The organism is Nioella sp. (genome assembly GCF_965215655.1).
Lineage (GTDB): Bacteria > Pseudomonadota > Alphaproteobacteria > Rhodobacterales > Rhodobacteraceae > Nioella.
In genome coordinates this window covers 2,002,442-2,025,726 of sequence record NZ_OZ244111.1, presented here as the reverse complement: position 1 = coordinate 2,025,726, position 23,285 = coordinate 2,002,442, and the positions used below count along the sequence as shown (strand labels likewise).

Below are 23,285 nucleotides of genomic sequence, written 5' to 3'. Positions count from 1 at the left end.
CTTTTGTGCAAGCGGCGTTTCGGGCAAAGTGGCGCAAAGGCAGAGGGCAGCGATGAAATTCCGGGCTGGTGACCACGACGTGACCGTCACTATCGACGGCTGGCCTGCGCTGGAGCGTGCGGTTCGCGCCCGGTTTGCGGCGGGTGAGGGCTTTGCGCTGGCCACGCTCAATCTCGATCACCTGACCAAACTGCGAGATCCGGGGCCCTTCCGCACCGCCTATGACGCGCAGGATTTCGTGACCGCCGATGGCAATCCGATCGTCTGGTGTTCGCGGCTGGCGGGGCAACCGGTGGCGCTGTTGCCGGGGTCGGACATGATCCTGCCGATCTGCCGGATCGCAGCCGAGATGGACGTGCCGCTCGGGCTGGTGGGCAGCACGGATGACAGCCTGACCGGGGCGGCCACCGCTCTGGCGGCGCAGGTGCCGGGGCTGCGGGTCGTGGCAAAGGTGGCCCCGCCGATGGGGTTTGATCCAACGAGCCCGGCGGCGGATGAAATATTGCGGGGGTTGAGTGCGGCGGGCGTTCGCCTGTGTTTTCTGGCCCTTGGTGCCCCCAAGCAGGAAATCCTCGCGGCCCGAGGCCGTCAAATCGTGCCGGAGATCGGCTTTGCCTCCATCGGGGCGGGGCTGGATTTTCTCTCGGGCCAGCAGACCCGCGCGCCTTCATGGGTGCGGCGGTTGGCACTGGAATGGCTGTGGCGATTGCTTGGCAGCCCGCGCCGGATGGCCGCGCGCTACGGCGCGGCGTTCCGCGACCTGCCGGGGCATCTTTGGCGGTCCTGGCGGATGCGTTAACCCAAACGGCGCGCGGCAATGCGGGGTTTCATAAGCATCCGGTCGGCGATGCGGCGTTTCAGCGACCGTGGCGGCGGAATTTCGCGGTCCATCTCCCACGTCGTGCCGGTCAGGCTGGGATCATGCCACAGCGCCAGTTGTGCCCCCCATTTCGCCGCCTGTTCCGGTGCCAGCCCGTCGGGGATGCCCATTTTCGTGGCCAGCATGCCGGGCATCCAGTCATTGACCACGATCCCCGGAAAACGGTCGCCGAGATCGGCGATCAGCGCGCGTGTGAAGATTCGCGCGGCCCCCTTCGATACGGAATAGGCAGAGGATGCGGGCAGCGGCGCGATATCGGCAAAGGTCGCCACGTTCATTATGCGGCCAAATCCTGTGTCCAGCATGTTGTCCAGCGCCGCGCGGGTGCAAGCCACCGTGCCACCCAGATTGGTGGCGACAACCTCCATGAAGCTCTCGGCTGTTTCCTCGGTGAAGTCCCGGCGCGGGTATTGGGCTGCGTTGTTGATAAGGAGCGTTATGGACCCATGTATTCTCGCTTTTTCAAATGCCTGCGAGGTGGAGTTGAAGCAGGATACATCCGCTTCGACGCCGTGAAACCTGCCCTCAGAGGACAATTGCGCGGTGCCCTCCAACGCGGTCGCGTCGCGGCCCAGGCCAACCACTGTCATGCTGTGAGAAAGCTCCACCGCCAGCGCCCGGCCCAGTCCGCCGCCAGCTCCTGTCACTACCGCAATGCCTTGGGTCAGATCGGTCATTTGCTGTCCTTTATCCGGTCGGCCACGCGCAGCGCATTCGCAGCGATGGTCAGGCTTGGGTTGACGCCCATGGATGTCGGGAAGACAGAGGCATCTGTGACCCAGAGATTGGGCACGTCATGCACGCGACACTCAGCATTCACCACTGATTTACCAACATCAACACCCATCCGTAACGTACCGCAGGGATGGCCGAAATTGGGTTCTGGCTCATGCGTCAGAAAGGCGGTGCGGGTGCCTTTGAAAGAGTTTCGGATCAGTCGCCGGAACAGTTTGCGCCGCGCCAGAAGTTCCTCCGACACTCGGTATTCCAGCATGATCTGGCCGGGATTGTCTGCATCCAGAACCACACGATTTTCGGCATAGGGCAAATCCTCCAGAAGGCCGACGAAGACCTTGGCGGTGCCCATCACCTTTGCCCCGATGGCCGCTGGAATTCGTGTCAGGTCCATCGCGCCGGGCACATGCCGCATCCAGCTGCGCGCCACGCGTCCGCGCAGGTGATGCACGATCTCTCCGTAACCCACGTCGATGCCCATGGCCTGCACCATCCCGAGCCGCTGGCCCTTGGCAAAATAGTGATCGCGGAAGCCCACGGATTTGGATGGCCCTGTGAATCCCGCAGATTTGCCGGGCCAGAGCGCAAAGATTTCGTTGAGGTGAAACATCAGGTTACAGCCGACCAGACCAGCGGCGTTGCCGATGCCCTTGGGGTCCTGCTCGCTGCGTGATGCCAGCAGCAGCCGGGGGGAGGTCAACGCGCCAGCAGCCAGGACGACATGGCGAGCAGACAGGGTTTCGAACAGACCATCCCGGCACATTTCGACACTGACCGAATGATCGTCGTTCCGGGTCAGGCGCGTCACTTCGCAGCCTGTCAGCAACGCGGCATTCCCGGTGGCCAGCGCCGGTTCGACACCGGCAGAGCGCCCATCCATCTTGCAGGCGCGGGGGCATTTGTGGCCAAGGCAATCCTTGCACCCGTCCAGCCGCTTGACCGCCGTGTGCAGCCGGTAAGGGTGCAGACCATTGCCGCGCAACCGGTCCATGATCATCGCATCGCCGGGGGCAGCCGGGTGGGGTGCGGCAACGGCGGGGCTTGGCACACAGGATAGCGGGTCAGGCTCCCCATGAATGTGGAACATGGTCTGGGCGGCGTCGAACCATGGCCGCATCGCCGCGAACCCCACGGGCCAGCCGCCGGTGGGGTGAGGACGGTCCGGCAGGTCGTCCAGATCATGCGGTTCGGGGCGTTCCAGCGTCGCGGCATAGAAGACCGAGGAGCCACCGGGGCCTACGCCAATTGGGGCGAAAATCTCTTGTGGGCGCCCGTCCAGATTGACCGATATCGGATCGGGCCAAAAGCCACGGATCGCGCGGGCGACCGGATCTGGCATATCGAGGTTGAGTGCGGTTTCTTCCGTCCGGAAACCGGCGCGGCCCTTCTCCAGAAACAGCACCTTCATCCCGGCCTCTGCCAGCGCGCGGCCTGCCACGCCGCCGCCCACGCCCGTGCCGATCACGATCGCGTCCCAGTGGGTGTCCCGGATATCGGAAATCTGTGCCTGCATCTGTGCCCTTTGTCGTTGCGCGCAGGTCTAAACCCGGAATACGGCCCCTTCGGGGCGAAACCCGTGAGAAATCAGGATTTTGCCAAGGGGTGCTTTTCCAGCACCAGCGCCTTCAGCCGTTCATCGAGCACATGGGTGTAGATCTCGGTCGTGGCGATATCGGCATGGCCAAGGAGAGTCTGGATGGCCCGCAGATCAGCCCCGTTCTGCAACAGATGGGTTGCGAAGGCATGGCGCAGCGTATGCGGGGTGACAGCGTCGGGGGAGACGCCGCCCTCTACCGCCAACTCCTTGATCAGGGTGAAAAACCTGACGCGTGTCAGGTGCCCGGCCTTACCATGCGAGGGGAAGAGAAAGCGGGAGGGTAGCGTACCCTTTTCGATCCGCGCCACCTCCTCGGCCTCATCGCGATGGACCAGCCATGCCGCCAGCGCGGCCCTGGCCGGGGGGGACAGCGGCACCATGCGTTCCTTGCCGCCCTTGCCCCGGATCAGCAACACTTGCGGATTGCCCCGCGCGGCGGAAACGGGCAAGCCCACAAGTTCGCTGACCCGCATGCCCGTTGCGTAAAGCAGTTGCATCAGGCAGGTGTTGCGCAGCCGGTCCCCCGCGCTGCGGCCATGGGTTTCGGCGGCGGAAAGCAGGCGGTCCACCTCCTCCATCGTCAGGGTTTTGGGCAGCGCCTTGTCGCGCCCCGGCCCCTTGATCTGGAGCGCTGGATTGTCGGTGCGCAGCCCGTCCTCATAGGCGAAGCGGTAAAGCTGTTTCAGTGAAGACAGCCGCCGCGCGCGGGTGGAGCGGGCAAGTCCCTCGGCGTCGAGCGCAATCAGATAGGCCTCCAGATCGGCCCGCGTGGCGATGTCAAAGCCAATCCCGCGCGCGGCCAGCCAGTCGCAGGCATCCCGCAGGTCGCGGCCATATGCCAGCAGGGTATTTTCGGCGGCGTTCAGCTCAGCGGCCTGCGCTTCCAGAAACGGGGAAATCCAGGCGGCGGTCATCCCCGACGTTCCAGGATCAGCAATTCCAGCGCTGTGCGCCGCGCTACGGTTTCCAATCCCAGGGCCCGGAACAGTGACAGGGCATCCTGCATGTCGTCGAGGTCGCCAGACCCGTCCCCAAGCACCAGCGAGGCACGCAGCATGGCCTCGCCGATCCGGCCCTCAGAATAGAGCCGCGCGTAGCGGTCCGGCATGGCGGTCGTGGAAAAGACATCTGCGATGGCGCGGGGCAGGCCGCCTGCCGGCGCGGGCGGGGCGGTCTGGCCGCGCGCCACGGCAAAGAGGAACCGTTCCTCGGGGGACTGCGGCACGGCAAGCTGCGCGACGGATTCATATTCGCCCGACAATAGAGCCACGCGGCGGGCCAGCATCGCGGGGTCGCCGGTCAGGGGCAGACGTAGCAGCCTTTGAGCATAAAGCTCTGCAAAGGGTACTTCCAGATGCGCCTCCTGCATGGCGGCCCAGGCATCGGGGAGCGTCTCGGCCACCAAGGTGGGATCTTGGGCCAGAAGGGCCACGTCGAATTCCTGCAAGGCGTCGATCCGGTCCCAGACCCCGCCAGAGGCAGAAGGTACGCGGCTGGTGGCGATCAGCTGCCATTGATCGGGGGTGATCGCCCCTGCACGGGCCAGCCGTTCAGCGGCGTCAAGCTGCGCCCGCCAGCCCGCCACATCGGCCATGTCCGCATGGGCGAAGGGCAGGGGGAGTTGACCGGCACCGGGGCGTTCGCCGATTGCCACCCGCATCACGTAATGCAGGGGCGAGGGTGAGAGATCGAGCGGCAGAGGAGGTTCGCCTTCGAAGAGTTCCGGGTCGAGGAAACGGGCAATCAATTCGCCCTCGGCCTCGTCGATGAAGCCGAGTGCTTCGCCCGTGCCAAGTGTCAGCGCTGCGGCGGACCAGTCGCCATTGCGGGCAAGGCAGAAAATCCGCGCCGGGAAGGATGGCGCGATATCGGGGTTGGCGCGCATGGTGGCGCAGGCGCGATCAGGCTGATCGGTCAGCAGGGTCACGTCGAACCAGCGGCGAAAAACCTGCGGCGCGCTTGGGCCTGCGCGCTCCATCATGGCGCGGGCGGCATCGATGGCGCCCCGGGACAGCAGCATGTCGAGACGGGCGAGAAACAGCTCTGCCTCGGCCGTGCTGTCGGGGGGTGGGTTCAGCTCGGCCAGCGCCAGCATGGTGGTGAAGCGCTGGATCGAGGGCAGCGCCAGATCGGTCTGAGCGCGGAAGAGATTGGCCAGGGTCGCGGATTCGGACCCGGCCCAGAGGTCTGCTGGCAGTCCGGTCTGATTCGGAGAGAGCAGCCCGACAGCATCGAGGTTGACCGCGCCAATCGGCATGACCGTGATTTCCGCAGGTGTCGCGGAGGTGGCGATGTTGCCGTGCGGGCTGAGCAGCGTTTCCGACAGCCATTCCGGCGGGGCGGTTTGCTCCACCGCCTCCTGTGCGGCGGCCGGGCCTGCCAATGCCACCGTGATCAGCGCTGCCCTAGTCCACATCCAGATCCACCGGCCGCGTAATTTCGCGCGTCTGAGGCTGCATCAACCCGGAATAGGCATAACCTACGAGCCCGATCACCCCGAGCAGCGCGAGAAAAAAGAAAACCTTGAAAATGCGCCCAATCATGAGACCCCAGCCTGCCGGTATTTTCGGCGTTTGCCGCCGCTATCTTTTCATTATAAGCCACTTGCGAGGGAATTTCGCCAGTAGGGGGACGATTTTTTTGAAGATGGGCGAAACCACGCCAGATAATCAGGCGAAACTGACCCGGACGGTGGTGCTGGTGGGCATGATGGGGGCCGGAAAAACCGCTATCGGAAAGGCCCTGTCTGCGCAACTCGACGTGCCGTTCGAGGATTCTGATGCCGAGATCGAGGCCGCCTCGAAACTGACGATCGCCGAGATTTTCGACCGATACGGCGAGCCGTTCTTCCGCGACAAGGAAAGCCAGGTGATCGCGCGGTTGCTGGACGGGCCGCCTTGCGTGCTGTCGACAGGCGGCGGCGCGTGGCTGTCGCCGGAAAACCGCGCCTTTATGGCCGAAAGAGCCGCCGTGGTCTGGTTGAAGGCCGATCTCGACCTTCTGTGGACCCGCGTGAAACACAAAAGCACCCGTCCCCTGCTGCGCACCGCGAGCCCCCGTGCGACATTGGCCCAGTTGCTTGAGGCGCGCACCCCCGCCTATGAACAGGCGGAATTCACCGTCGAGACGCGGCCGGACTGGTCCATCGACCAGACCACCGCTTCGGTTCTGAAAACGCTAACAGAGGCGGGCATCGTGGAGACCCGGACATGACCCTAGCCACCGTTCACGTGCCGCTTGGCGAGAGGGCCTATGATGTCCGCATCGGTCCGGGCCTGCTGGCCCGCGCGGGGGCCGAGATTGCGCCATTGCTGAACCGCCCGCGTGTCTTCGTGGTTACCGAAGAGCGCGTCGCGGGCCTGCATCTGGAGGCTTTGCGCGCAGGGTTGTCCGCTGAGGGTATCGGGGTGGAGGCGCTGGTGCTGCCCCCCGGAGAGGCCACCAAGGGCTGGCCGGAATTTAGCCGCACGGTGGAATGGCTGCTGGCAAAGCGGGTTGAGCGCAAGGATATCGTGGTGGCCTTCGGCGGCGGCGTGATCGGCGATCTTGCAGGGTTTGCCGCCGCCGTGCTGCGGCGCGGGGTGCGCTTCGTTCAGATCCCGACGAGCCTGCTGGCGCAGGTGGACAGTTCCGTGGGGGGCAAGACCGGGATTAATTCAGTCGTCGGCAAGAACCTGATCGGGGCGTTCCATCAACCCTCTCTGGTGCTGGCCGATATCTCGGTTCTCGGCACCCTGACCCCGCGCGATTTTCTGGCGGGCTACGGCGAGGTTCAGAAATACGGGCTGCTCGGGGATGTCGGGTTTTTCGAGTGGCTTGAGATGAATGGCCCCGCGATGGCGTCAGGTGATGACGATATGCGGTTGGAGGCGGTGCGCCGCTCGGTTCAGATGAAAGCGGATATCGTGGAGCGCGATGAGACCGAACAGGGGGACCGGGCGCTGCTCAATCTCGGCCACACGTTCTGTCATGCGCTTGAGGCGGCCACCGGCTATTCCGACCGGCTGTTGCATGGGGAAGGCGTGGCGATCGGTTGTGCCTTGGCCTTCGAACTCTCGTACCGGCTTGGGCTGGTCAGCCAGGAAGAACCGAGCCGTGTGCGGGCACATCTGGCGGCCATGGGGATGAAGAAGGACCTTGCCGACATTCCGGGCGATCTGCCGGATGCTGAGGCACTGTTGGACCTGATGGGGCAGGACAAGAAGGTCGTGGATGGGCAACTGCGCTTTATCCTGGCGCGTCGGATTGGGGATGCTTTCGTAACGGCGGATGTCCCCAGGGATGCGGTGCGCGCAATTCTGTCAGAGGCTTTGACGGCACGCGCATAGAAAACCTTTCCGGAAAGGTTTTCAGCAGCCAAAAAATCTTCTGGAAGATTTTTCAGGCTAAGCCGAAGAACTTTCCAGAAAATTCTTCAGTCTGTGCCGCGATAGGGTTCAACGTATTGCAGCGCCATGTCCCAGGGGAAGAAAATCCAGGTGTCCTGGCTGACTCCGGTGATGAAGGTATCGACCATCGGTTCGCCCTTGGGCTTGGCATAGACCGTCGCAAAATGCGCCTTGGGATACATCGCGCGGACCACTTCCAGCGTTTTGCCGCTGTCGACCAGGTCATCGATGACCAGAACGCCCTCGCCATCCCCCATCAGCTCCGCATCGGGTTTGCTCAACACGACCGGTTCGGACTGCGTCTGGTGATTGTAGGATTTGATTGAAATTGTATCGACCGTGCGGATATCCAGCTCTCGCGCAATGATCATCGCAGGGGCCATGCCGCCGCGGGTGATGGCCACCACTGCGCGCCATGCCCCGTCTTCGCCGGGACCGCGCTTGTCTAGGCGCCAGGCCAAAGCCCGGGAATCGCGGTGAATCTGGTCCCAGGAGATGTGGAAGCCCTTTTCATGGGGAAGCTGTGCGCCGGTCATCGCTCAGCCCTCCTTCTTTTCAAGGGTCATGTCCGGCGCGTCGATCGCCTTCATGCCGACCACGTGATAGCCCGCATCCACATGCAGGTTTTCGCCCGTCGTGCCGCTTCCCAGATCGGAAAGCAGGTAGAGCGCGGCCTTGCCGACCTCTTCTTGCGTCACGTTGCGGCGCAGCGGTGAGTTCAGCTCGTTCCACTTCATGATGTAGCGGAAATCGCCGATGCCGCTGGCGGCCAGCGTCTTGATCGGGCCCGCCGAAATGGCGTTGCAGCGGATGCCGTCCTTGCCCAGATCCTCGGCTATGTATTTCACCGATGCCTCCAGCGCCGCCTTGGCCACGCCCATCACGTTGTAATGCGGCATGACCTGTTCGGCGCCGTAATAGGTCAGCGTCAGCAGCGACCCGCCATCGGGCATGATCGCCGCAGCGCGTCGGCATACCGAGGTGAAGGAATAAACCGAGATATTCATGGTCATGGCGAAATTGCCGGCGCTCGTGTCCACATAGCGGCCGCGCAGCTCGGATTTGTCGGAAAAGCCGATGGCGTGAACCACGAAATCGAGCTTGCCCCATTTGGCTTCCAGCGCGGCGAAGAGCGCGTCCATCGACGCCTCGTCCGTCACGTCGCATTCCAGCATCGTGTCGCAACCGATCTGGGCAGCCAAGGGCGAGACCCGCTTGAGCAACTGTTCCCCCTGATAGGAGAAGGCCAGTTCGGCGCCCTGATCGGCGCAAGCCTTCGCAATGCCCCAAGCGATGGATTTGTCATTGGCGAGCCCCATGATGAGACCCCGCTTGCCCGTCATCAAACCCATGTCAGCTCCCCTTTGGCGGCTCTTTGCGCGTATCGGCAACCCTTTAGGGCATAGTCGCGCCTGCATCAAGACGGCAGGCGCATCGCCTTGCGGCGGATCGGGTCCGCGGGTAGCGTGGCGGCAACCCATCGAGGCGGAGAGTGACATGAGCGACAGAAGCGGACTATTTGCAGGCGACGATCCCTTCGCCATCGCGCGGGCCTGGCTGGCGGAGGCAGAGCAGACCGAACCCAATGACCCGAACGCCATCGCCCTGGCAACCGTCGATGCCAACGGGTTGCCCAATGCCCGCATGGTGTTGCTGAAAGAGATCGAGGCCGGGGCCTTTGTCTTTTACACCAATTACGAGTCCGCCAAGGCGCAAGAGATCGACCAGGCGGGCAAGGCGGGCTTCGTGATGCACTGGAAGAGCCTGCGTCGGCAGATCCGTGTTCGCGGTCTTGTCAGCAAGGAGGAAGGGCCGCAGGCGGATGCCTATTACAAGTCCCGGTCTCTCAAGAGCCGGCTCGGGGCATGGGCGTCGCAGCAGTCGCGGCCACTGGCCTCTCGGGGGGCGCTGATGGCCGAGGTTGCCAGAATCACGGCTCAGCATGGCCCGAATCCCGAACGTCCGCCATTCTGGGGAGGCTATCGGATCACCCCGTTGGAGATCGAGTTCTGGGCTGATGGTGCTTTCCGGTTGCATGACCGGTTTCGCTGGCAACGGCTGGATGTCTCGTCGAACTGGGAGATTACGCGCCTGAACCCCTGAAGCCTTGCCCTCTGCAGGGTCCGTGATGGTTAACAATGGTTAACAGAATCTGTGGATCAATTGATACCCGCCTGATAACATATTGATACTTATCACTTTATTATCCTTGCACCTGATCAGACTAACCGTCAGGTTAGTTTACGGGGACAATAAGACTAGCTGCACGTGCTGAGGTTGGGGCGTCATGATGGAAGACGAGCGACAGGCTGCGCCTGTTGTGGCCGGAACGGTCAAGTGGTTCGACAATGCCAAGGGATTCGGGTTCATCATCTCTGATGAAGGCGGTCCTGATATTCTGTTGCACGCCAATGTCTTGCGCAATTTCGGGCAAGGTTCGGTGGCGGATCATTCCCGCATTTCCGTGGTCGTCCAGAAAACCGAACGCGGAATCCAGGCGCAGGAAATCCTGTCCATTGATCCGCCCGACCCCGAGGAAGCCACGGATGCTTCGGGCATGATGATCGAGATACCGGAGGGCACGCCCTTCGTGCCGGCCCGCGTCAAATGGTTCGACAAGGCAAAAGGCTTTGGCTTTGCCAATGTCTTCGGGCATCCTGCCGATGTGTTTGTGCATATCGAGGTGCTGCGCCGCTTTGGCCTTGCCGATCTGCAACCCGGCGAAGCCGTGGTCCTGCGGGTGGTGCAGGGGCCGCGTGGTCAGATGGCCGGTGAAGTGCGCCCGTGGGACTACGTTCAGGAGGATTAGGATGCGCGTTCTGCATCTGGCGATTGCGGCAAGTTTCATAGCAGGGGCCGCAGCGGCCGCATGCAGTGAGGGCCGCCTTGAACTGCGGGGGGACTGGGGGACGGCCCGGTTCCGGGTTGAGATCGCGGACACACCCGAAGAGCGCAGCATTGGCCTGATGCACCGCGAACACATGGCCTCCGCTGCCGGGATGTTGTTCATCTATGAACGGCCGCAACGGGTCAGCTTCTGGATGGAAAACACGCTTATTCCGCTCGATATGATCTTCATGGATGAGAGCGGCACAGTTCAACATATCCATGAAAACGCCGTGCCGCTGGATCGCACGCCGATTCCCGGCGGCAATGACATCCAGTATGTGCTGGAGGTGAATGGCGGCATGACCGAGACCCTTGGCATCACCGTTGGCTCGGAAATGCGTCATCCCGGCATTGATCAGACCCTTGCGGTGTGGCCTTGCGAATAATCGGGCTTCCATCCTCGCGCAGAGCGCGGTAGAGGAAGCGCCAGTCGGGGTGTAGCGCAGCCTGGTAGCGCGTCTGTTTTGGGTACAGAAGGCCGTGAGTTCGAATCTCGCCTCCCCGACCATTTTCCACACAATGCGGCACAGGACTTGCACCGGGTGATCCCTGCGGGCAGGTAGGTGCGGCGACGTTTGAACGGCTGGTGATGTGATGGAAACCCGGAAGAGCAGGAACATGGCTGGCGGGACGGGCCGCACCGCGATTCTCATGGGGCTTTTCGACGGCGCTCCTTTTCTGGATGACCAGTTGACCAGTTTCGCCCACCAGACCGTGCCAGATTGGGATCTGACCGTCAGCGACGATGGCTCGCAGGACACGGGACCGCGGATGGTGACGGATTTTGCCCGCGCGCAGAACGCAAAGGGACGATCCGTCGCCTTGATTGCCGGACCCGGCCGGGGTGTTGCCGCGAATTTCCTGTCGCTGTTGGCGGGACTGGCCGAAGGCACTGCCTGGGCGGCCCTGTCCGATCAGGACGATGTCTGGTTGCCCGACCGGCTGGAACGGGGCCAAGAGGCGCTGTCGGGACTACCGCCAGAGGTGCCAGCGCTCTTTGGCAGCGCCACCTGGATCGTCAAAGAGGATCTGAGCAATCGCCGCCAGTCTCCGCGGTTCTCTCGCCCTCCCGGATTTCGTAATGCCCTTGTGCAAAGCATCGCCGGTGGCAACACGATGCTGCTGAACCGGGCCGGGGTGGATCTGGCCCGCGCTGCGGCGGCAGAGACGCTGGCGGCGGATTGCCTACCGGTGACTCATGACTGGTGGCTCTACCAGCTGATCAGCGGCGCAGGCGGGCAGGTCATCCGCAGCGAGCAGCCCACGGTGCTATACAGGCAGCATGGCGACAACCTCTTCGGCACGAACCTTGGAGCGCGTGCAGCGCTGAAGAGGTTGAGGATGGTCACCTCGGGCGATCTGGCCGCCTGGACTGCGTGCAATGCCCGCGCGTTGTCGGTGTCCGCGCATCGCCTGACGCCAGAGAATCGCGCGCTGCTGGATCGGTTCACCTGTATCCGGACACAAAATATGGTGTCCCGCCTTTGCAGCTTTCGGGAACTGGGCATCTATCGACAGGGCCGCGCCGGTCAGGCTGCCCTTTGGCTCGCGTCGGCACTCGGGCGGCTATAGCCGGACGTTCCGAGATTCGCGGAATCCCTGACGTTGCAGCCCGCGGGCCGGTGGGGAATCACATCTGCCACTAGATGTAGATGTGGCCGATTTGACACCCCCACAATTAGTGTTTCCTATCGCGATTCAAGGCAGCACGCCCCCGTCACCGCGTAACTGCCGCTGTTGTCAGCGGAAAACCTGTCCAAAAGGATACGCGTGAATCGGATGGCCACAGGCAGGGCTGTGGATTGCCTTCAATGCAAGGGATATTTGTAACGGTAAAGTAAAAAAAACTCGTTGACGCCCTATGCATGGATACGTCAGGTTGTAGCTGTCGAGCGGGGCAGCACTAAATGTAGTGGCCGCAGGCACCAAGGGGCAGATGGTCTTCACATCTATGACAGAACGGCTTTGCAGCCGTAACCGGGTTCTTGGGGGGCCACGGCACGTCGACTTGCTGCCCGACATGAAGGGAACCACGACGGCAAGAGCGGGGACACGCTGGCACGCCGCGCACGCACAGGGACAAGAGGCAGACCATGAAGATCGAACGCCGTTTCACCAAAGCGGACCAGGGCACCTATGCTGACCTGGAATTCAGCCTGACATCTTCCGAGATTCGCAATCCTGATGGCACCACCGTGTTCAAGCTGGACGGTGTGGAAGTGCCCGTCGGCTGGAGCCAGGTCGCATCCGACGTGTTGGCCCAGAAGTATTTCCGCAAGGCCGGTGTGGCCGCGATCCTGAAGCCGGTGAAGGAAAAGGGCGTGCCGTCCTTCCTGTGGCGCCATGTGCCCGATGAAGTCGCCCTGGCCGACCTGCCGGAGGAGGAGCGTTTCAGCGGGGAAACCTCGGCCAAGCAGGTCTTTCGCCGTTTGGCCGGGGCCTGGTGCTACTGGGGCTGGAAAGGGGGCTACTTCACCACCGAAGAAGACGCCCGCGCCTATTTCGATGAAATGCAGCTGATGCTGGCGCGCCAGATGGCGGCGCCTAACTCGCCCCAGTGGTTCAACACTGGCCTACATTGGGCCTATGGCATCGACGGCCCGGCCCAGGGTCACCATTATGTGGACCACAAGTCCGGCAAGCTGACCAAATCCACATCCTCCTACGAACATCCGCAGCCCCATGCCTGTTTCATCCAGTCGGTCAGCGATGACCTCGTGAATGAAGGCGGCATCATGGATCTGTGGGTGCGCGAGGCGCGTCTGTTCAAATACGGCTCCGGCACCGGCACCAACTTCTCCTCTCTCCGCGCAGAGGGTGAGGCGCTGTCTGGTGGCGGCAAGTCCTCGGGCCTCATGGGCTTCCTCAAGATCGGTGATCGGGCAGCGGGCGCGATCAAGTCGGGTGGCACCACGCGGCGCGCGGCCAAGATGGTGATCGTCGATGCGGATCACCCCGATATCGAGGAGTTCATCAACTGGAAGGTGCTGGAGGAACAGAAGGTTGCCTCCATCGTCGCCGGCTCCAAGATGCATGAGCGCGAGCTGAACAACATCTTCTCGGCCATCGCAGCCTGGGATGGCAAGCTGGAAGACGCGGTTGATCCGTCCAAGAACGAGACCCTGAAAGCCGCGATCCGGAGCGCGAAAAAATGCGCGATCCCCGAGACTTACATCAAGCGGGTGCTGGACTACGCGAAGCAGGGGCACACCAGCATCGAGTTCCCGACCTATGACACGGATTGGGACAGCGAGGCCTATAACTCGGTCTCCGGCCAGAACTCCAATAACTCCATCCGAGTCACCGATGCCTTCCTGAAGGCCGTTGAGGACGATGGCGATTGGGACCTGATCAACCGCACCAATGGCAAGGTCTCCAAGACCGTCAAGGCGCGCGAGCTTTGGGATACGATCGGGCACGCGGCCTGGGCCTGTGCCGATCCGGGCATCCAGTTCCACGACACCGTGAATTCCTGGCACACCTGCCCGGAAGACGGCGCGATCCGTGGGTCGAACCCGTGTTCGGAGTACATGTTCCTCGACGATACGGCCTGTAACCTGGCCTCGATGAACCTGCTGACCTTCTACACGGACGGCAAGTTTGACGCGGAAAGCTACATGCATGCCACCCGGCTGTGGACGCTGACGCTGGAAATCTCGGTGATGATGGCGCAGTTTCCATCCAAAGAGATTGCGCAGCTTTCCTACGACTTCCGCACCCTCGGTCTTGGCTACGCCAATATCGGCGGTCTGCTGATGAATATGGGTCTGGGCTACGACTCCGACGAGGGTCGCGCCATGGGCGGCGCGCTGACCGCGATCATGACCGGTGTGGCCTACGCAACCTCTGCCGAGATCGCCGGTGAGCTTGGGCCGTTCTCGGGCTTTGAGCGCAACCGCGAGCACATGCTTCGCGTGATCCGCAACCACCGCCGCGCGGCCCAAGGCGCTGCGGATGGCTATGAAGGTCTGGCCGTGAAGCCGGTTCCGCTGGATCACGCCAGCTGCCCCGACCAGACGCTGATTGCGCTGTCGGAACAGGCCTGGGACGAGGCGCTGGCGCTTGGCGAAAAGCACGGCTACCGCAACGCGCAGGTCAGCGTGATCGCCCCCACCGGCACCATCGGTCTGGTGATGGATTGCGACACCACTGGGATCGAGCCCGATTTCGCCCTGGTGAAGTTCAAGAAGCTGGCCGGTGGTGGCTACTTCAAGATCATCAACCAATCCGTTCCAGCTGCTCTGGAAAAACTGGGCTACTCCACCTCGCAGATCGAGGAAATCACCTCGCACGCGGTTGGTCATGGCACCCTTGGCAACGCGCCGATGATCAACCACACCACGCTGCGCGGCCATGGTTTTGGTGATGCAGAGATCGAGAAGATCGAGGCAGCGCTGCCCTCTGCCTTCGACATCCGCTTCGTGTTCAACCAGTGGACCCTGGGTGAGGAGTTCTGCACCAAGGTGCTTGGCATTCCAGCAGCGAAACTGAACGATCCGACCTTCGACATGCTGCGCCATTTCGGCTTTGCCCGAAAGGATATCGAAGCCGCGAATGACCATGTCTGCGGAACGATGACGCTGGAAGGTGCCCCGCATCTGAAGGAAGAGCATTACCACGTCTTCGACTGCGCCAATCCCTGCGGCAAGAAGGGCAAGCGCTTCCTGTCCGTCAACAGCCACATCACCATGATGGCGGCGGCGCAGAGCTTCATTTCCGGCGCGATCTCCAAGACGATCAACATGCCCAATGACGCGACCATCGAGGACTGCCAGAAAGCCTATGAGCTCAGCTGGTCGCTCGGCGTGAAGGCCAATGCGCTTTACCGCGACGGGTCGAAACTCAGCCAGCCGCTCGCTGCTGCGCTTGTCGAGGATGATGACGAGGCCGCCGAGGTTCTGGAAACCGGCAACCCGCAGGAAAAGGCGCAGGTGCTGGCCGAGAAAATCATCGAGAAGGTGGTGGTCAAGGAACTGATCCGCAGCCACCGCGAAAAGATGCCGGAACGCCGCAAGGGTTATACCCAAAAGGCCGTTGTCGGGGGCCACAAGGTCTATCTGCGGACGGGTGAATATGCCGATGGGTCTCTGGGTGAGATCTTCATCGACATGCACAAGGAAGGCGCGGGCTTCCGCGCGATGATGAACAATTTCGCCATCGCCGTGTCCGTGGGCCTGCAGTACGGGGTGCCGCTGGAGGAGTTCGTGGACGCCTTCACCTTCACCAAGTTTGAACCGGCGGGGATGGTGCAGGGCAATGACTCGATCAAGAACGCCACCTCGATCCTCGACTACATCTTCCGTGAACTGGCCGTGTCCTATCTGGACCGCACCGATCTGGCCCATGTGAAGCCGGAAGGCGCAACCTTCGACAGTCTCGGCCGCGGCCAGGAAGAGGGCGTGCGCAACTTCGAGGAAGTGCCGGACAGCCATGGGGCATCGCCGATTGACGTGCTGCGCCAGATTTCCTCGACCGGCTATCTGCGTAAGCGGGTGCCGCAGGAACTGGTGGTTCTGCAAGGCGGGGCCGGGGCGATCACGGCGCTGAACGGTGCTGGCGACCCGGTGGCAACGCTGGAAACGCTGGTGCCGGAAGTGGCCCGCAACACCGTCGCGGTCAGCTCCACGACGACCACTGCCGTGGCCTCTGGCACCGTCGGTATGGACGCACGCACCAAGGCCAAGATGCAGGGCTATGAGGGCGAGGCCTGCGGCGATTGCGGAAACTACACGCTGGTGCGCAACGGCACCTGCATGAAATGCAACACCTGCGGCGCGACCAGCGGGTGTAGCTAAGCGCGGGGGAAGGCCCTTCGAAGGGGCTTTGTGAAAACTCTTCGAAGAGTTTTCCCGCGCAAGAAGATCGGGATTCGCGCCAATTGCCCCGGCGCGGGTTCTGAAACACGGGGCGGGTGCGCTCGCCCCTGACGCGGTTCAGGCCGCAGGCAGAAAACTCCGGGCGGTATAAACAGTGAGCCTGAACAGCGAGACTACAGGGGGCCTTCGGGCCCCCTTTTTTCTTTGAAAAGCAATTTCTTGCGCGGCGATCTTCATGTAAAAAAGCCCCCCCTCGTGAGGAGGGCCTTTCATTAATATGCAACGGGCGGGATTATTCCGCAGCGATCTTGATCACAGGCCGCATCCTGGCCAGAACATCATCCGCCAGATGGCATTTGATCTGGTGCCCATCCGCCAGTTTCTTCATCGGCGGCACATCCTGTTCACACAGCCCGCCCGGCACGTCCTTCTTCCAGCGGCATCGGGTCTGGAACGGGCATCCGGTCGGCGGATTCATGGCCGACGGAATGTCACCTTCCAGAACGATATGCTCCTTCTCGACCGAGGTATCGGCAATCGGAACAGCCGACAGAAGGGCCTCGGTATAGGGGTGGTAGGGCGGGCTGAAGACCTGATCGGTCGAGCCGATCTCCACCACGTGACCCAGATACATTACCATAACCCGGTCGGACAGGTAGCGGACGATGGACAGGTCGTGGCTGATGAAAAGAAGCGTTGTCTTCTGTTCGCGCTGAATCTCCATCAGCAGATCGGTCACCGCCGCCTGCACCGACACGTCGAGCGCCGAGACGGGTTCATCCGCCACAACGATCTGCGCATCACCGGCAAAGGCGCGGGCGATGCCGACCCGTTGTTTCTGGCCACCCGACAGCTGCCGTGGCATCCGCTCGGCAAAGGCGCGGGGCAGTTTCACGAGGTCCAGCAGTTCCAGCATCCGCTGGCGCCGTTCGGCCTCGTTCTTGCCGATCTTGAAGATCTCCAGCGCCCGGATGATCTGCCGACCCACCGTCATTGACGGGTTCAGCGTGTCGAACGGGTTCTGGAACACCATCTGGATCGACGACACGGTCTTGGTGTCGCGTTCCTCGATCGGCACCGCTTCGATGCCCTTGTTGTCCAACACCACATGGCCGTCGGTGGCCGTTTCCAGCCCCATCAGAACCTTGGCGAGCGTGGACTTGCCGCAACCGGATTCGCCCACGATGGCCAGCGTCTCGGATTCGCGGGCTTCGAAACTGAGCGTCTCGTTGGCCTTCACAACCTTCTTCTCGCCATGGCTGAACAGCGCGCTGGCCGCGACCTCGTAGTATTTCTTGAGGTTGTCGACCTTCAGCACCACCTCGCCCACTTGCGCCTTTTCGGTCTGGGCTCCGGCGATGATCGGCGCTTCCCAGTCGATTTCCCGGAATTTCAGACAGCGGGATTCGTGGCGGTCGTCGCCCTCGATCCCGTCCATCTTGATGTCACCGGCGTCACATCGTCCGCCCTCGAAATAGTCGCAGCGGGGGCCGAAGTTGCAGCCCGGCGGGCGTTCATGGGGCAGGGGGAAGTTGCCCGGAATGGCCACCAGCGGGCGGCTGTTCTTGTCGGCGCCCGGCAGCGGGATCGAGCGGAAAAGCGCCTGCGTATAGGGGTGGCGCATCTTGTCGAACACGTCCTTGATGGACCCGGTTTCCACAGCTTCGCCCGAATACATCACGCAAAGCCGGTCGCAGGTTTCCAGGATCAGGCCCAGGTTGTGCGAGATGAACAGCATCGAGGTGCCGTATTTCTTGCCCAGATCCTTGACGATTTCGACCACGGCGGCCTCAACCGTCACATCAAGCGCGGTGGTGGGTTCATCGAGGATCAGAAGCGAGGGGTTCGCCATCAGCGCCAGCGCGATCACGATCCGCTGCTGCTGACCACCCGAGAGCTGGTGCGGATAAGCATCCAACATCCGTTCCGGGTCGGGCAGACGCACATCGGTGACCACTTCCAGGGCGCGCTGATAGGCCTCCTTTTCCGACACGCCCTCGTGGATCATGGGCACTTCCATCAGCTGCTTGCCGATCTTCATCGCCGGATTGAGCGAGGCCATCGGCTCCTGATAGATCATCGCGATTTCCTTGCCGCGGATCTTGGCAAGTTCCTGCAAAGACATCTCGTTCAGGTTCTTGCCCTTGAACTTGATCGAGCCGCCCACGATGCGACCGTTCACGCCAAGGTCCTGCATGACCCCAAGCGCCACGGTGGATTTCCCGCAGCCGGATTCGCCCACGAGACCCATGGCCTCGCCCGGCATCACCGTGCAGGAGAAATCCATCACCGCCGGGATCTCGCGCAGACGCGTGAAGAAGCTGATGGAGAGGTTTTCGATTTCCAGGATCGGTCCGTCATATGCATCGGTCATGGGATCAGTCCTTCAGGCTTTCTTCACGCAGGCCATCGGCCAGCAGGTTGAGGCCAAGCACCAGCGTCATCAGTGCCAGCGCCGGGGGCAGGGGCGGATGTGGGTAGAGCCGCAGAAGCGCCCGGCCCTCGTTGATCGTCGAGCCCCAGTTGGCGCTTTCCGGGTCAACACCGAGGCCGAAGAAGCCCAGGGTCCCCAGGAGGATCGTTGTGTAGCCGATGCGCAGGCAGAAATCGACGATCAGCGGACCCCGCGCATTGGGCAGGATTTCCCACAGCATGATGTACCACGGGCCCTCGCCGCGGGTCTGTGCCGCTGCCACGTAGTCCCGTGTCTTGATGTCCAGCACGAGGCCGCGGACGATACGGAACACCGTGGGGCTGTTTACGAAGACCACCGACACGAAAACGATCAGCAGGTTGCCGTCGATCGGGATGCCGATCAGAGGCTCATATTCGCCCTGCGTCGTTGCCATCCACTCCGCAACCGGGTTGCCCTGATTGAGATAGCCGATGAACGACGTGGCAAGCCACACGAAGGGATCGAACTGGAACACCGTGCCCAGATAAAGCAGCAGCAGGATCAGCGTGATCGGAACGGCCACCCATTTGATGATGCTGGGTTGTGCCCGGTAGCGCGAATAGAGCAGCACCCAGACGAAGATCACCGGCAGGATGAACAGCACCGCCGCCATATAGACCGGAACCCCGGCCTCGACGATCTCGGGCGTCACCAGCAGGTAGAAGAGCAGGATCACCGGGAAGGCCAGAACGAGGTTGGCCACGAAGGTGATCAGCGTGTCAAACCGCCCGCCCATATAGCCTGCGGGCAGGCCGAGCGTGATCCCCACCATGAAGGCGAAAAGCGTTGCGGCGGGGGCAATGGTCAGCACCTCGCGGGCACCGAAGACCATCCGGCTGAACACGTCGCGGCCAAGATTGTCGCCGCCTAGAAGGTAATAGGCAAAGAGCCCCTCATCCCCACCAGATACGGCAGAGCCCGGCACCGCGTTGCGCATCGACGCCACCTGGTCGATGGCGCCATGGGTGGCGATCATCGGGGCGAAGATGGCGGTAAAGAGCCAGAACATCGCAAGGCCAAAGCCGATCATGCCGATGAGGTTGTCGAAGAGCTTGCCATAGAGGCCAAGCCGCCGCTTGAAACGGATCGACAGCACGAAAGACACGATCAGGGCGATCCAGACCGGCAGGAAACGCGCGCCGAGCCCGCCGATGATGCCCCGCGCTTCGTCGCTCGGCTGGACGATGCCGCCGATGATATGCACGACGATCGCCCCGAGAAACACGAAGACCGCGTATTTCATGACCAGCAGCGCATAATCGACCGGCCCGTACTGGTAACTGATCGTATGATCCGGATTCACGATCGGGTCGGCCTGGCGCATGCCGATCAGGGACATACCGAGGTTGATGACGAAAGCTGCGAAGAAGGCATAGACCGCCCACAGCATGATGGGGTTCAGGAAGGTCCCGAGGGCCCCGGTCCAGGTAAGTGGTTCCATTGCTCGGTCCTCCTTACGAGATGCGGATACGCGGGTTCAGGTAGACATAGCCGATATCGGAAATCAGCTGCGTCAGCAGAACCACGAAGACAGCCACGACCGAGCAGGTCAGCAGCATTTCGATGTCATTGTTCCCCGCCGCCTCAACCAGCGTCCAGCCGAAGCCGTTGTAGTTGAAGAGCGTCTCCACGATCACAACACCGGTCAGCAGCCATGGGATCTGCAGCATGATAACGGTGAAGGGGGCGATGAGAGCGTTCCGAAGCGCGTGCTTCAGCACGATGTTGCGGAAGCTGACGCCCTTGAGCCGCGCGGTGCGAATGTATTGCGCAGTCATCACTTCGGCCATCGACGCACGGGTCATGCGGGCAATATAGCCCATGCCATAAAGCGCGATGGTGATCACCGGCAGGGTGAAGTTCCAGAAGGTGATGTCGGTCATAGCGGATCGGGCGGATCCGAGGAAAAGTGTCCGTCCGTCGATCCATCCGTTTTCCGCCAACCACGGCGACAGGCCCGAGGTGGAGGAGGCGAACAGGATGATGAAAATCACGCCAGACACATATTCCGGCGTCGCGGTCGAGGCGATGGAGAAGGTGGACAGGCTTCGGTCAAGCCGACTGCCTTCGCGCATCCCCGCAAGGATCCCCACGACAAGCGCCGCAGGTACCATGACCGAGAAAGCCAGCAGCATCAGCCACCCGGTCAGCGCAAGGCGACCGCCAACAACATTGGACACCTCATCCGCGGAGACGGTGGAGTACCCAAGATCCCCCTGAAACACCCCGCAGAAGGTGGGCGATTCCGCAATGGTCCCACCCGGTTCGACACAGCGACCGGTCTCGGTCCCGTCAGGAGCGACGCGCGTCCAGCCCGGCGCCACGCCGAGCCATTCACCGTAGCGCACCAGCAGCGGGCGGCTATAGCCGCGATTGTCGAGCCACTGCACAACCTCTGCGTCCGTCATACGGGCGTTGCCTTGCGTCTTGGCAAGCTTTTCAAGGTTGGGGCCAAGATTAGTGAGAAAGAAGACCACGAAAGTTAGGCAGAGCGCGGTCAGGATCATGACGCCGAGCCGGCGTAGAATGAAGAGTCCCATGGGTTTCCCTGTCGCTAGTGCCGCCTGAGGCGGGTTGGCCGGTTTCTTGGTGAACCGTTGGGCACAGGCATGGTCGTGCTGACCACCCCCGTATCAGCAGGCAAAAAGGGCGGCGATTGGTGTCGCCGCCCTAAAGATTACATCACGCCCAACCGATGTGGTGCATGTTGATCTCGAACTTGGGATGCATATCCGCATTGACCAGACCCGGCACGTAGCTGCGATAGAGCGACCGCCAGTAGGACTGGTTGATCACCGCGTCATCCTGCATGATCTGCTCGATCTGGGCCATGATCTCGCGGCGCGCATCGGCGTCCGGGATACCGCTGGCCTGGGTCAGCAGGTCATCGAAGGTCGGGTTCGAATAGGCGGTCTCGTTCCACGGCACACCCGAGCGATAGGCCAGGTTCAGCACCATGACACCCAGTTCGCGGTGGTTCCAGGTGGTGGAGGAGAACGGGTAGCTTGCCCAGTCGTTCCAGAAGGTGGAGCCCGGGATCACGCGGCGATCGACGTTGAAGCCCGCGTCACGCAGCTGCGCGGCAAGCGCATCGGTCGAGTCCCGTTCGAAGCCCGCGTCAAGCGACACGATCTCGAACACGTGGTCCGCATGACCCGATTCCTGGAGCAGCGCGTAGGCTGCATCTTTATCAACGGTCCGCGCGGGCAGTTCCGCATATTCCGGATGGATCGGGCAGACATGGTGGTTTTCCGCCAGCGTGCCGCGACCGGCATAGCCCAGTTCCAGAACCACGGACGGATCGACGGCCATGTTCACGGCCTGACGCACCATCGCGTTGTCATAGGGGGCGTTGGTCTGGTTCATGCGGATGACCAGCGTGGCCGCGGTAGTGGCTTCCGAGGTTTCCCATCCGATGGCCTGGAAGATGTCGATGAAGTCACCGGTGGTCTCGTAGGTCATGTCGAATTCTTCGGCTTCCGCGCCGGACAGCCAGGCCGCCGGATCGGTGCCGAGGTCAACGAACTCGACGCGGTCGAGATAGGCATTGCCCCAGTAGGTGTGGTTGGGGTTCTTCACCCAGACAGCGCCCACGCCCACTTCGTGGCTTTCCAGCATATACGCGCCGGTGCCCACGCCGTGAACCAGCGGGTCCTGACCGATCAGGTCGCGGTGCTGAACGGCCGAAGGGTAGTCCGCCACGCCCGCGATGATCGAGATGTCGCCCGAGGGCAGGTTGAGCTGCACGGTGTGGCTGTCAACGACAACGATGCCGCCCTCGCGGGCCATGCCGGTGTCGGGGTCGACGAGACCGCCCATGCGGGATGCCATCGAGTTGCCCTCGACCGAGCTGTCACACCAGCCACGGAAGTTCGCGGCCACGTCTTCAGCGTCGAAAGCATCGCCGTTGTTCCAGGTCACGCCCTGGCGCACATGCAGGGTGTACTGGGTCGCATCCTCGTTGGCTTCCCAGCTTTCCAGCAGGCGGCCGGTGAAGGAACCATCGCGGTTGTATTCCACGAGGTATTCCACGAGTCCGCGGGACATGTTGCCCAGTTCCGACCAGTCGTAGGAGCGCGGGTCTTTACCCGGACGCACGGTCTGCTGGATGCGCAGTGTGCCGCCCATGGACGGGGTTGCCATATGGCCGTCGGCCTGAGCCGGCGACAGGCCGATCATGGAATAAGCGGCGACGGTTCCGACCCCGAGTGCCGAGGCACGGGTCAGAAATTCGCGGCGGCTCATCTGGCCTTTTTTGTATTCCTCTGCATACATTTCCGCTGCGGGATGCGTTTTGAGGAAAGAGGTGGATTGTTGCGTCATTGTCGTCTCCCTGTGACACACTCTTATTTTCTTTGCCCGTCCTCAGGTCGGAGAGCAGCCGATCCCGAAGATGGGTTACAGCGAGCATTACCGCACCTTTCCCTGCCACCCGTCAATGGTGCGGCCATGACTTTTTTTGTCATTTTGCGACATGCGGAATGTTGAAATGCGACATGTGCTTTGCGATCGTCCGCATGCACCT

The 23,285-nt window shown here is 62.2% G+C and carries 19 protein-coding genes and 1 tRNA gene; 9 read left to right on the top strand and 11 right to left on the bottom strand.

The window, feature by feature from the left end; all coding sequences use genetic code 11:
• Positions 1 to 52 precede the first annotated feature (52 nt).
• Positions 53 to 799, top strand: a complete 747-nt coding sequence (locus ACOOEX_RS10145) for a WecB/TagA/CpsF family glycosyltransferase (RefSeq protein WP_420398272.1) — start codon at positions 53 to 55, stop codon at positions 797 to 799.
• On the opposite strand, the gene ACOOEX_RS10140 is transcribed toward ACOOEX_RS10145, so the two are convergent.
• The 5 genes from ACOOEX_RS10140 to ACOOEX_RS10120 form a co-directional block, all read right to left on the bottom strand.
• The gene (locus ACOOEX_RS10140; protein ID WP_420398271.1) at positions 796 to 1,557 is read right to left on the bottom strand and encodes an SDR family NAD(P)-dependent oxidoreductase; all 762 of its coding nucleotides are present in this window, start codon (positions 1,555 to 1,557) and stop codon (positions 796 to 798) included. The two genes, ACOOEX_RS10145 and ACOOEX_RS10140, sit on opposite strands and share 4 nt — an antisense overlap.
• A complete protein-coding gene (locus tag ACOOEX_RS10135) occupies positions 1,554 to 3,128 on the bottom strand; it encodes a GMC oxidoreductase (protein ID WP_420398270.1) in 1,575 nt (524 codons plus the stop codon). Before ACOOEX_RS10135 ends, ACOOEX_RS10140 begins: the two co-directional genes overlap by 4 nt.
• 71 nt (positions 3,129 to 3,199) lie before the next feature.
• A complete protein-coding gene (locus tag ACOOEX_RS10130) occupies positions 3,200 to 4,126 on the bottom strand; it encodes a site-specific tyrosine recombinase XerD (RefSeq protein ID WP_420398269.1) in 927 nt (308 codons plus the stop codon).
• Entirely contained in the window at positions 4,123 to 5,628 is a 1,506-nt protein-coding gene (locus tag ACOOEX_RS10125; protein ID WP_420398268.1) for a hypothetical protein, read from the bottom strand. Before ACOOEX_RS10125 ends, ACOOEX_RS10130 begins: the two co-directional genes overlap by 4 nt.
• Complete coding sequence (locus tag ACOOEX_RS10120) at positions 5,618 to 5,755, bottom strand: hypothetical protein (protein WP_158514318.1); 138 nt, start codon at positions 5,753 to 5,755, stop codon at positions 5,618 to 5,620. The genes ACOOEX_RS10125 and ACOOEX_RS10120 overlap by 11 nt, the downstream gene beginning before the upstream one ends.
• Before the next feature lie 103 nt (positions 5,756 to 5,858).
• Between ACOOEX_RS10120 and ACOOEX_RS10115 the strand changes: the two genes are divergently transcribed.
• Both ACOOEX_RS10115 and aroB read left to right on the top strand, forming a co-directional pair.
• Complete coding sequence (locus ACOOEX_RS10115; RefSeq protein WP_420398267.1) at positions 5,859 to 6,425, top strand: shikimate kinase; 567 nt, start codon at positions 5,859 to 5,861, stop codon at positions 6,423 to 6,425.
• Positions 6,422 to 7,540 carry a 3-dehydroquinate synthase gene (gene aroB / locus ACOOEX_RS10110; RefSeq protein WP_420398266.1) on the top strand — a complete coding sequence of 373 codons (1,119 nt, stop codon included), beginning with the start codon at positions 6,422 to 6,424 and terminating at the stop codon, positions 7,538 to 7,540. Before ACOOEX_RS10115 ends, aroB begins: the two co-directional genes overlap by 4 nt.
• Before the next feature lie 86 nt (positions 7,541 to 7,626).
• Here aroB and gpt read toward each other — a convergent pair whose 3' ends face one another.
• Positions 7,627 to 8,136, bottom strand: a complete 510-nt coding sequence (gene gpt / locus ACOOEX_RS10105) for a xanthine phosphoribosyltransferase (RefSeq protein ID WP_071689964.1) — start codon at positions 8,134 to 8,136, stop codon at positions 7,627 to 7,629.
• A gap of 3 nt (positions 8,137 to 8,139) precedes the next feature.
• Positions 8,140 to 8,952, bottom strand: coding sequence for an enoyl-ACP reductase FabI (gene fabI, locus ACOOEX_RS10100; protein WP_071689963.1), 813 nt, complete (start codon positions 8,950 to 8,952; stop codon positions 8,140 to 8,142).
• Between the two features lie 145 nt (positions 8,953 to 9,097).
• On the opposite strand from fabI, the gene pdxH reads away from it, so the two are divergent.
• The 6 genes from pdxH to ACOOEX_RS10070 all read left to right on the top strand — a co-directional run bounded on the left by pdxH (position 9,098) and on the right by ACOOEX_RS10070 (position 16,284).
• A complete protein-coding gene (pdxH, locus tag ACOOEX_RS10095) occupies positions 9,098 to 9,703 on the top strand; it encodes a pyridoxamine 5'-phosphate oxidase (RefSeq protein WP_420398265.1) in 606 nt (201 codons plus the stop codon).
• A 187-nt stretch (positions 9,704 to 9,890) separates the two neighbouring features.
• Positions 9,891 to 10,409 (top strand): cold-shock protein, encoded by a 519-nt coding sequence (locus ACOOEX_RS10090; protein ID WP_420398359.1) that lies wholly within the window; start codon positions 9,891 to 9,893, stop codon positions 10,407 to 10,409.
• Position 10,410: 1 nt separating this feature from the next.
• Complete coding sequence (locus ACOOEX_RS10085) at positions 10,411 to 10,875, top strand: DUF192 domain-containing protein (protein ID WP_420398264.1); 465 nt, start codon at positions 10,411 to 10,413, stop codon at positions 10,873 to 10,875.
• A 45-nt stretch (positions 10,876 to 10,920) separates the two neighbouring features.
• Positions 10,921 to 10,997: transfer RNA gene (locus tag ACOOEX_RS10080), tRNA-Pro, on the top strand.
• 110 nt (positions 10,998 to 11,107) lie between these two features.
• The gene (locus ACOOEX_RS10075; protein WP_420398263.1) at positions 11,108 to 12,061 is read left to right on the top strand and encodes a glycosyltransferase; all 954 of its coding nucleotides are present in this window, start codon (positions 11,108 to 11,110) and stop codon (positions 12,059 to 12,061) included.
• A 521-nt stretch (positions 12,062 to 12,582) separates the two neighbouring features.
• Entirely contained in the window at positions 12,583 to 16,284 is a 3,702-nt protein-coding gene (locus ACOOEX_RS10070) for a vitamin B12-dependent ribonucleotide reductase (protein WP_420398262.1), read from the top strand.
• Positions 16,285 to 16,597: 313 nt separating this feature from the next.
• Here the strand turns inward: ACOOEX_RS10070 and ACOOEX_RS10065 are convergent, their stop codons facing one another.
• The 4 genes from ACOOEX_RS10065 to ACOOEX_RS10050 all read right to left on the bottom strand — a co-directional run bounded on the left by ACOOEX_RS10065 (position 16,598) and on the right by ACOOEX_RS10050 (position 23,083).
• A complete protein-coding gene (locus ACOOEX_RS10065) occupies positions 16,598 to 18,679 on the bottom strand; it encodes a dipeptide ABC transporter ATP-binding protein (RefSeq protein WP_420398261.1) in 2,082 nt (693 codons plus the stop codon).
• A gap of 4 nt (positions 18,680 to 18,683) precedes the next feature.
• Positions 18,684 to 20,201, bottom strand: coding sequence for an ABC transporter permease (locus ACOOEX_RS10060; protein WP_420398260.1), 1,518 nt, complete (start codon positions 20,199 to 20,201; stop codon positions 18,684 to 18,686).
• A gap of 13 nt (positions 20,202 to 20,214) precedes the next feature.
• The gene (locus ACOOEX_RS10055) at positions 20,215 to 21,300 is read right to left on the bottom strand and encodes an ABC transporter permease (RefSeq protein ID WP_420398259.1); all 1,086 of its coding nucleotides are present in this window, start codon (positions 21,298 to 21,300) and stop codon (positions 20,215 to 20,217) included.
• 142 nt (positions 21,301 to 21,442) lie between these two features.
• Complete coding sequence (locus ACOOEX_RS10050; RefSeq protein WP_420398258.1) at positions 21,443 to 23,083, bottom strand: ABC transporter substrate-binding protein; 1,641 nt, start codon at positions 23,081 to 23,083, stop codon at positions 21,443 to 21,445.
• Positions 23,084 to 23,285: the final 202 nt, after the last annotated feature.

Excerpts from the sequence above, each read along its gene's own strand:
- ACOOEX_RS10145 (WP_420398272.1), top strand. The coding sequence starts at position 53 with ATGAAATTCCGGGCTGGTGACCACGACGTGACCGTCACTATCGACGGC.
- ACOOEX_RS10140 (WP_420398271.1), bottom strand. The coding sequence starts at position 1,557 with ATGACCGATCTGACCCAAGGCATTGCGGTAGTGACAGGAGCTGGCGGC.
- ACOOEX_RS10135 (WP_420398270.1), bottom strand. The coding sequence starts at position 3,128 with ATGCAGGCACAGATTTCCGATATCCGGGACACCCACTGGGACGCGATC.
- ACOOEX_RS10130 (WP_420398269.1), bottom strand. The coding sequence starts at position 4,126 with ATGACCGCCGCCTGGATTTCCCCGTTTCTGGAAGCGCAGGCCGCTGAG.
- ACOOEX_RS10125 (WP_420398268.1), bottom strand. The coding sequence starts at position 5,628 with ATGTGGACTAGGGCAGCGCTGATCACGGTGGCATTGGCAGGCCCGGCC.
- ACOOEX_RS10120 (WP_158514318.1), bottom strand. The coding sequence starts at position 5,755 with ATGATTGGGCGCATTTTCAAGGTTTTCTTTTTTCTCGCGCTGCTCGGG.
- ACOOEX_RS10115 (WP_420398267.1), top strand. The coding sequence starts at position 5,859 with ATGGGCGAAACCACGCCAGATAATCAGGCGAAACTGACCCGGACGGTG.
- aroB (WP_420398266.1), top strand. The coding sequence starts at position 6,422 with ATGACCCTAGCCACCGTTCACGTGCCGCTTGGCGAGAGGGCCTATGAT.
- gpt (WP_071689964.1), bottom strand. The coding sequence starts at position 8,136 with ATGACCGGCGCACAGCTTCCCCATGAAAAGGGCTTCCACATCTCCTGG.
- fabI (WP_071689963.1), bottom strand. The coding sequence starts at position 8,952 with ATGGGTTTGATGACGGGCAAGCGGGGTCTCATCATGGGGCTCGCCAAT.
- pdxH (WP_420398265.1), top strand. The coding sequence starts at position 9,098 with ATGAGCGACAGAAGCGGACTATTTGCAGGCGACGATCCCTTCGCCATC.
- ACOOEX_RS10090 (WP_420398359.1), top strand. The coding sequence starts at position 9,891 with ATGGAAGACGAGCGACAGGCTGCGCCTGTTGTGGCCGGAACGGTCAAG.
- ACOOEX_RS10085 (WP_420398264.1), top strand. The coding sequence starts at position 10,411 with ATGCGCGTTCTGCATCTGGCGATTGCGGCAAGTTTCATAGCAGGGGCC.
- ACOOEX_RS10075 (WP_420398263.1), top strand. The coding sequence starts at position 11,108 with ATGGCTGGCGGGACGGGCCGCACCGCGATTCTCATGGGGCTTTTCGAC.
- ACOOEX_RS10070 (WP_420398262.1), top strand. The coding sequence starts at position 12,583 with ATGAAGATCGAACGCCGTTTCACCAAAGCGGACCAGGGCACCTATGCT.
- ACOOEX_RS10065 (WP_420398261.1), bottom strand. The coding sequence starts at position 18,679 with ATGACCGATGCATATGACGGACCGATCCTGGAAATCGAAAACCTCTCC.
- ACOOEX_RS10060 (WP_420398260.1), bottom strand. The coding sequence starts at position 20,201 with ATGGAACCACTTACCTGGACCGGGGCCCTCGGGACCTTCCTGAACCCC.
- ACOOEX_RS10055 (WP_420398259.1), bottom strand. The coding sequence starts at position 21,300 with ATGGGACTCTTCATTCTACGCCGGCTCGGCGTCATGATCCTGACCGCG.
- ACOOEX_RS10050 (WP_420398258.1), bottom strand. The coding sequence starts at position 23,083 with ATGACGCAACAATCCACCTCTTTCCTCAAAACGCATCCCGCAGCGGAA.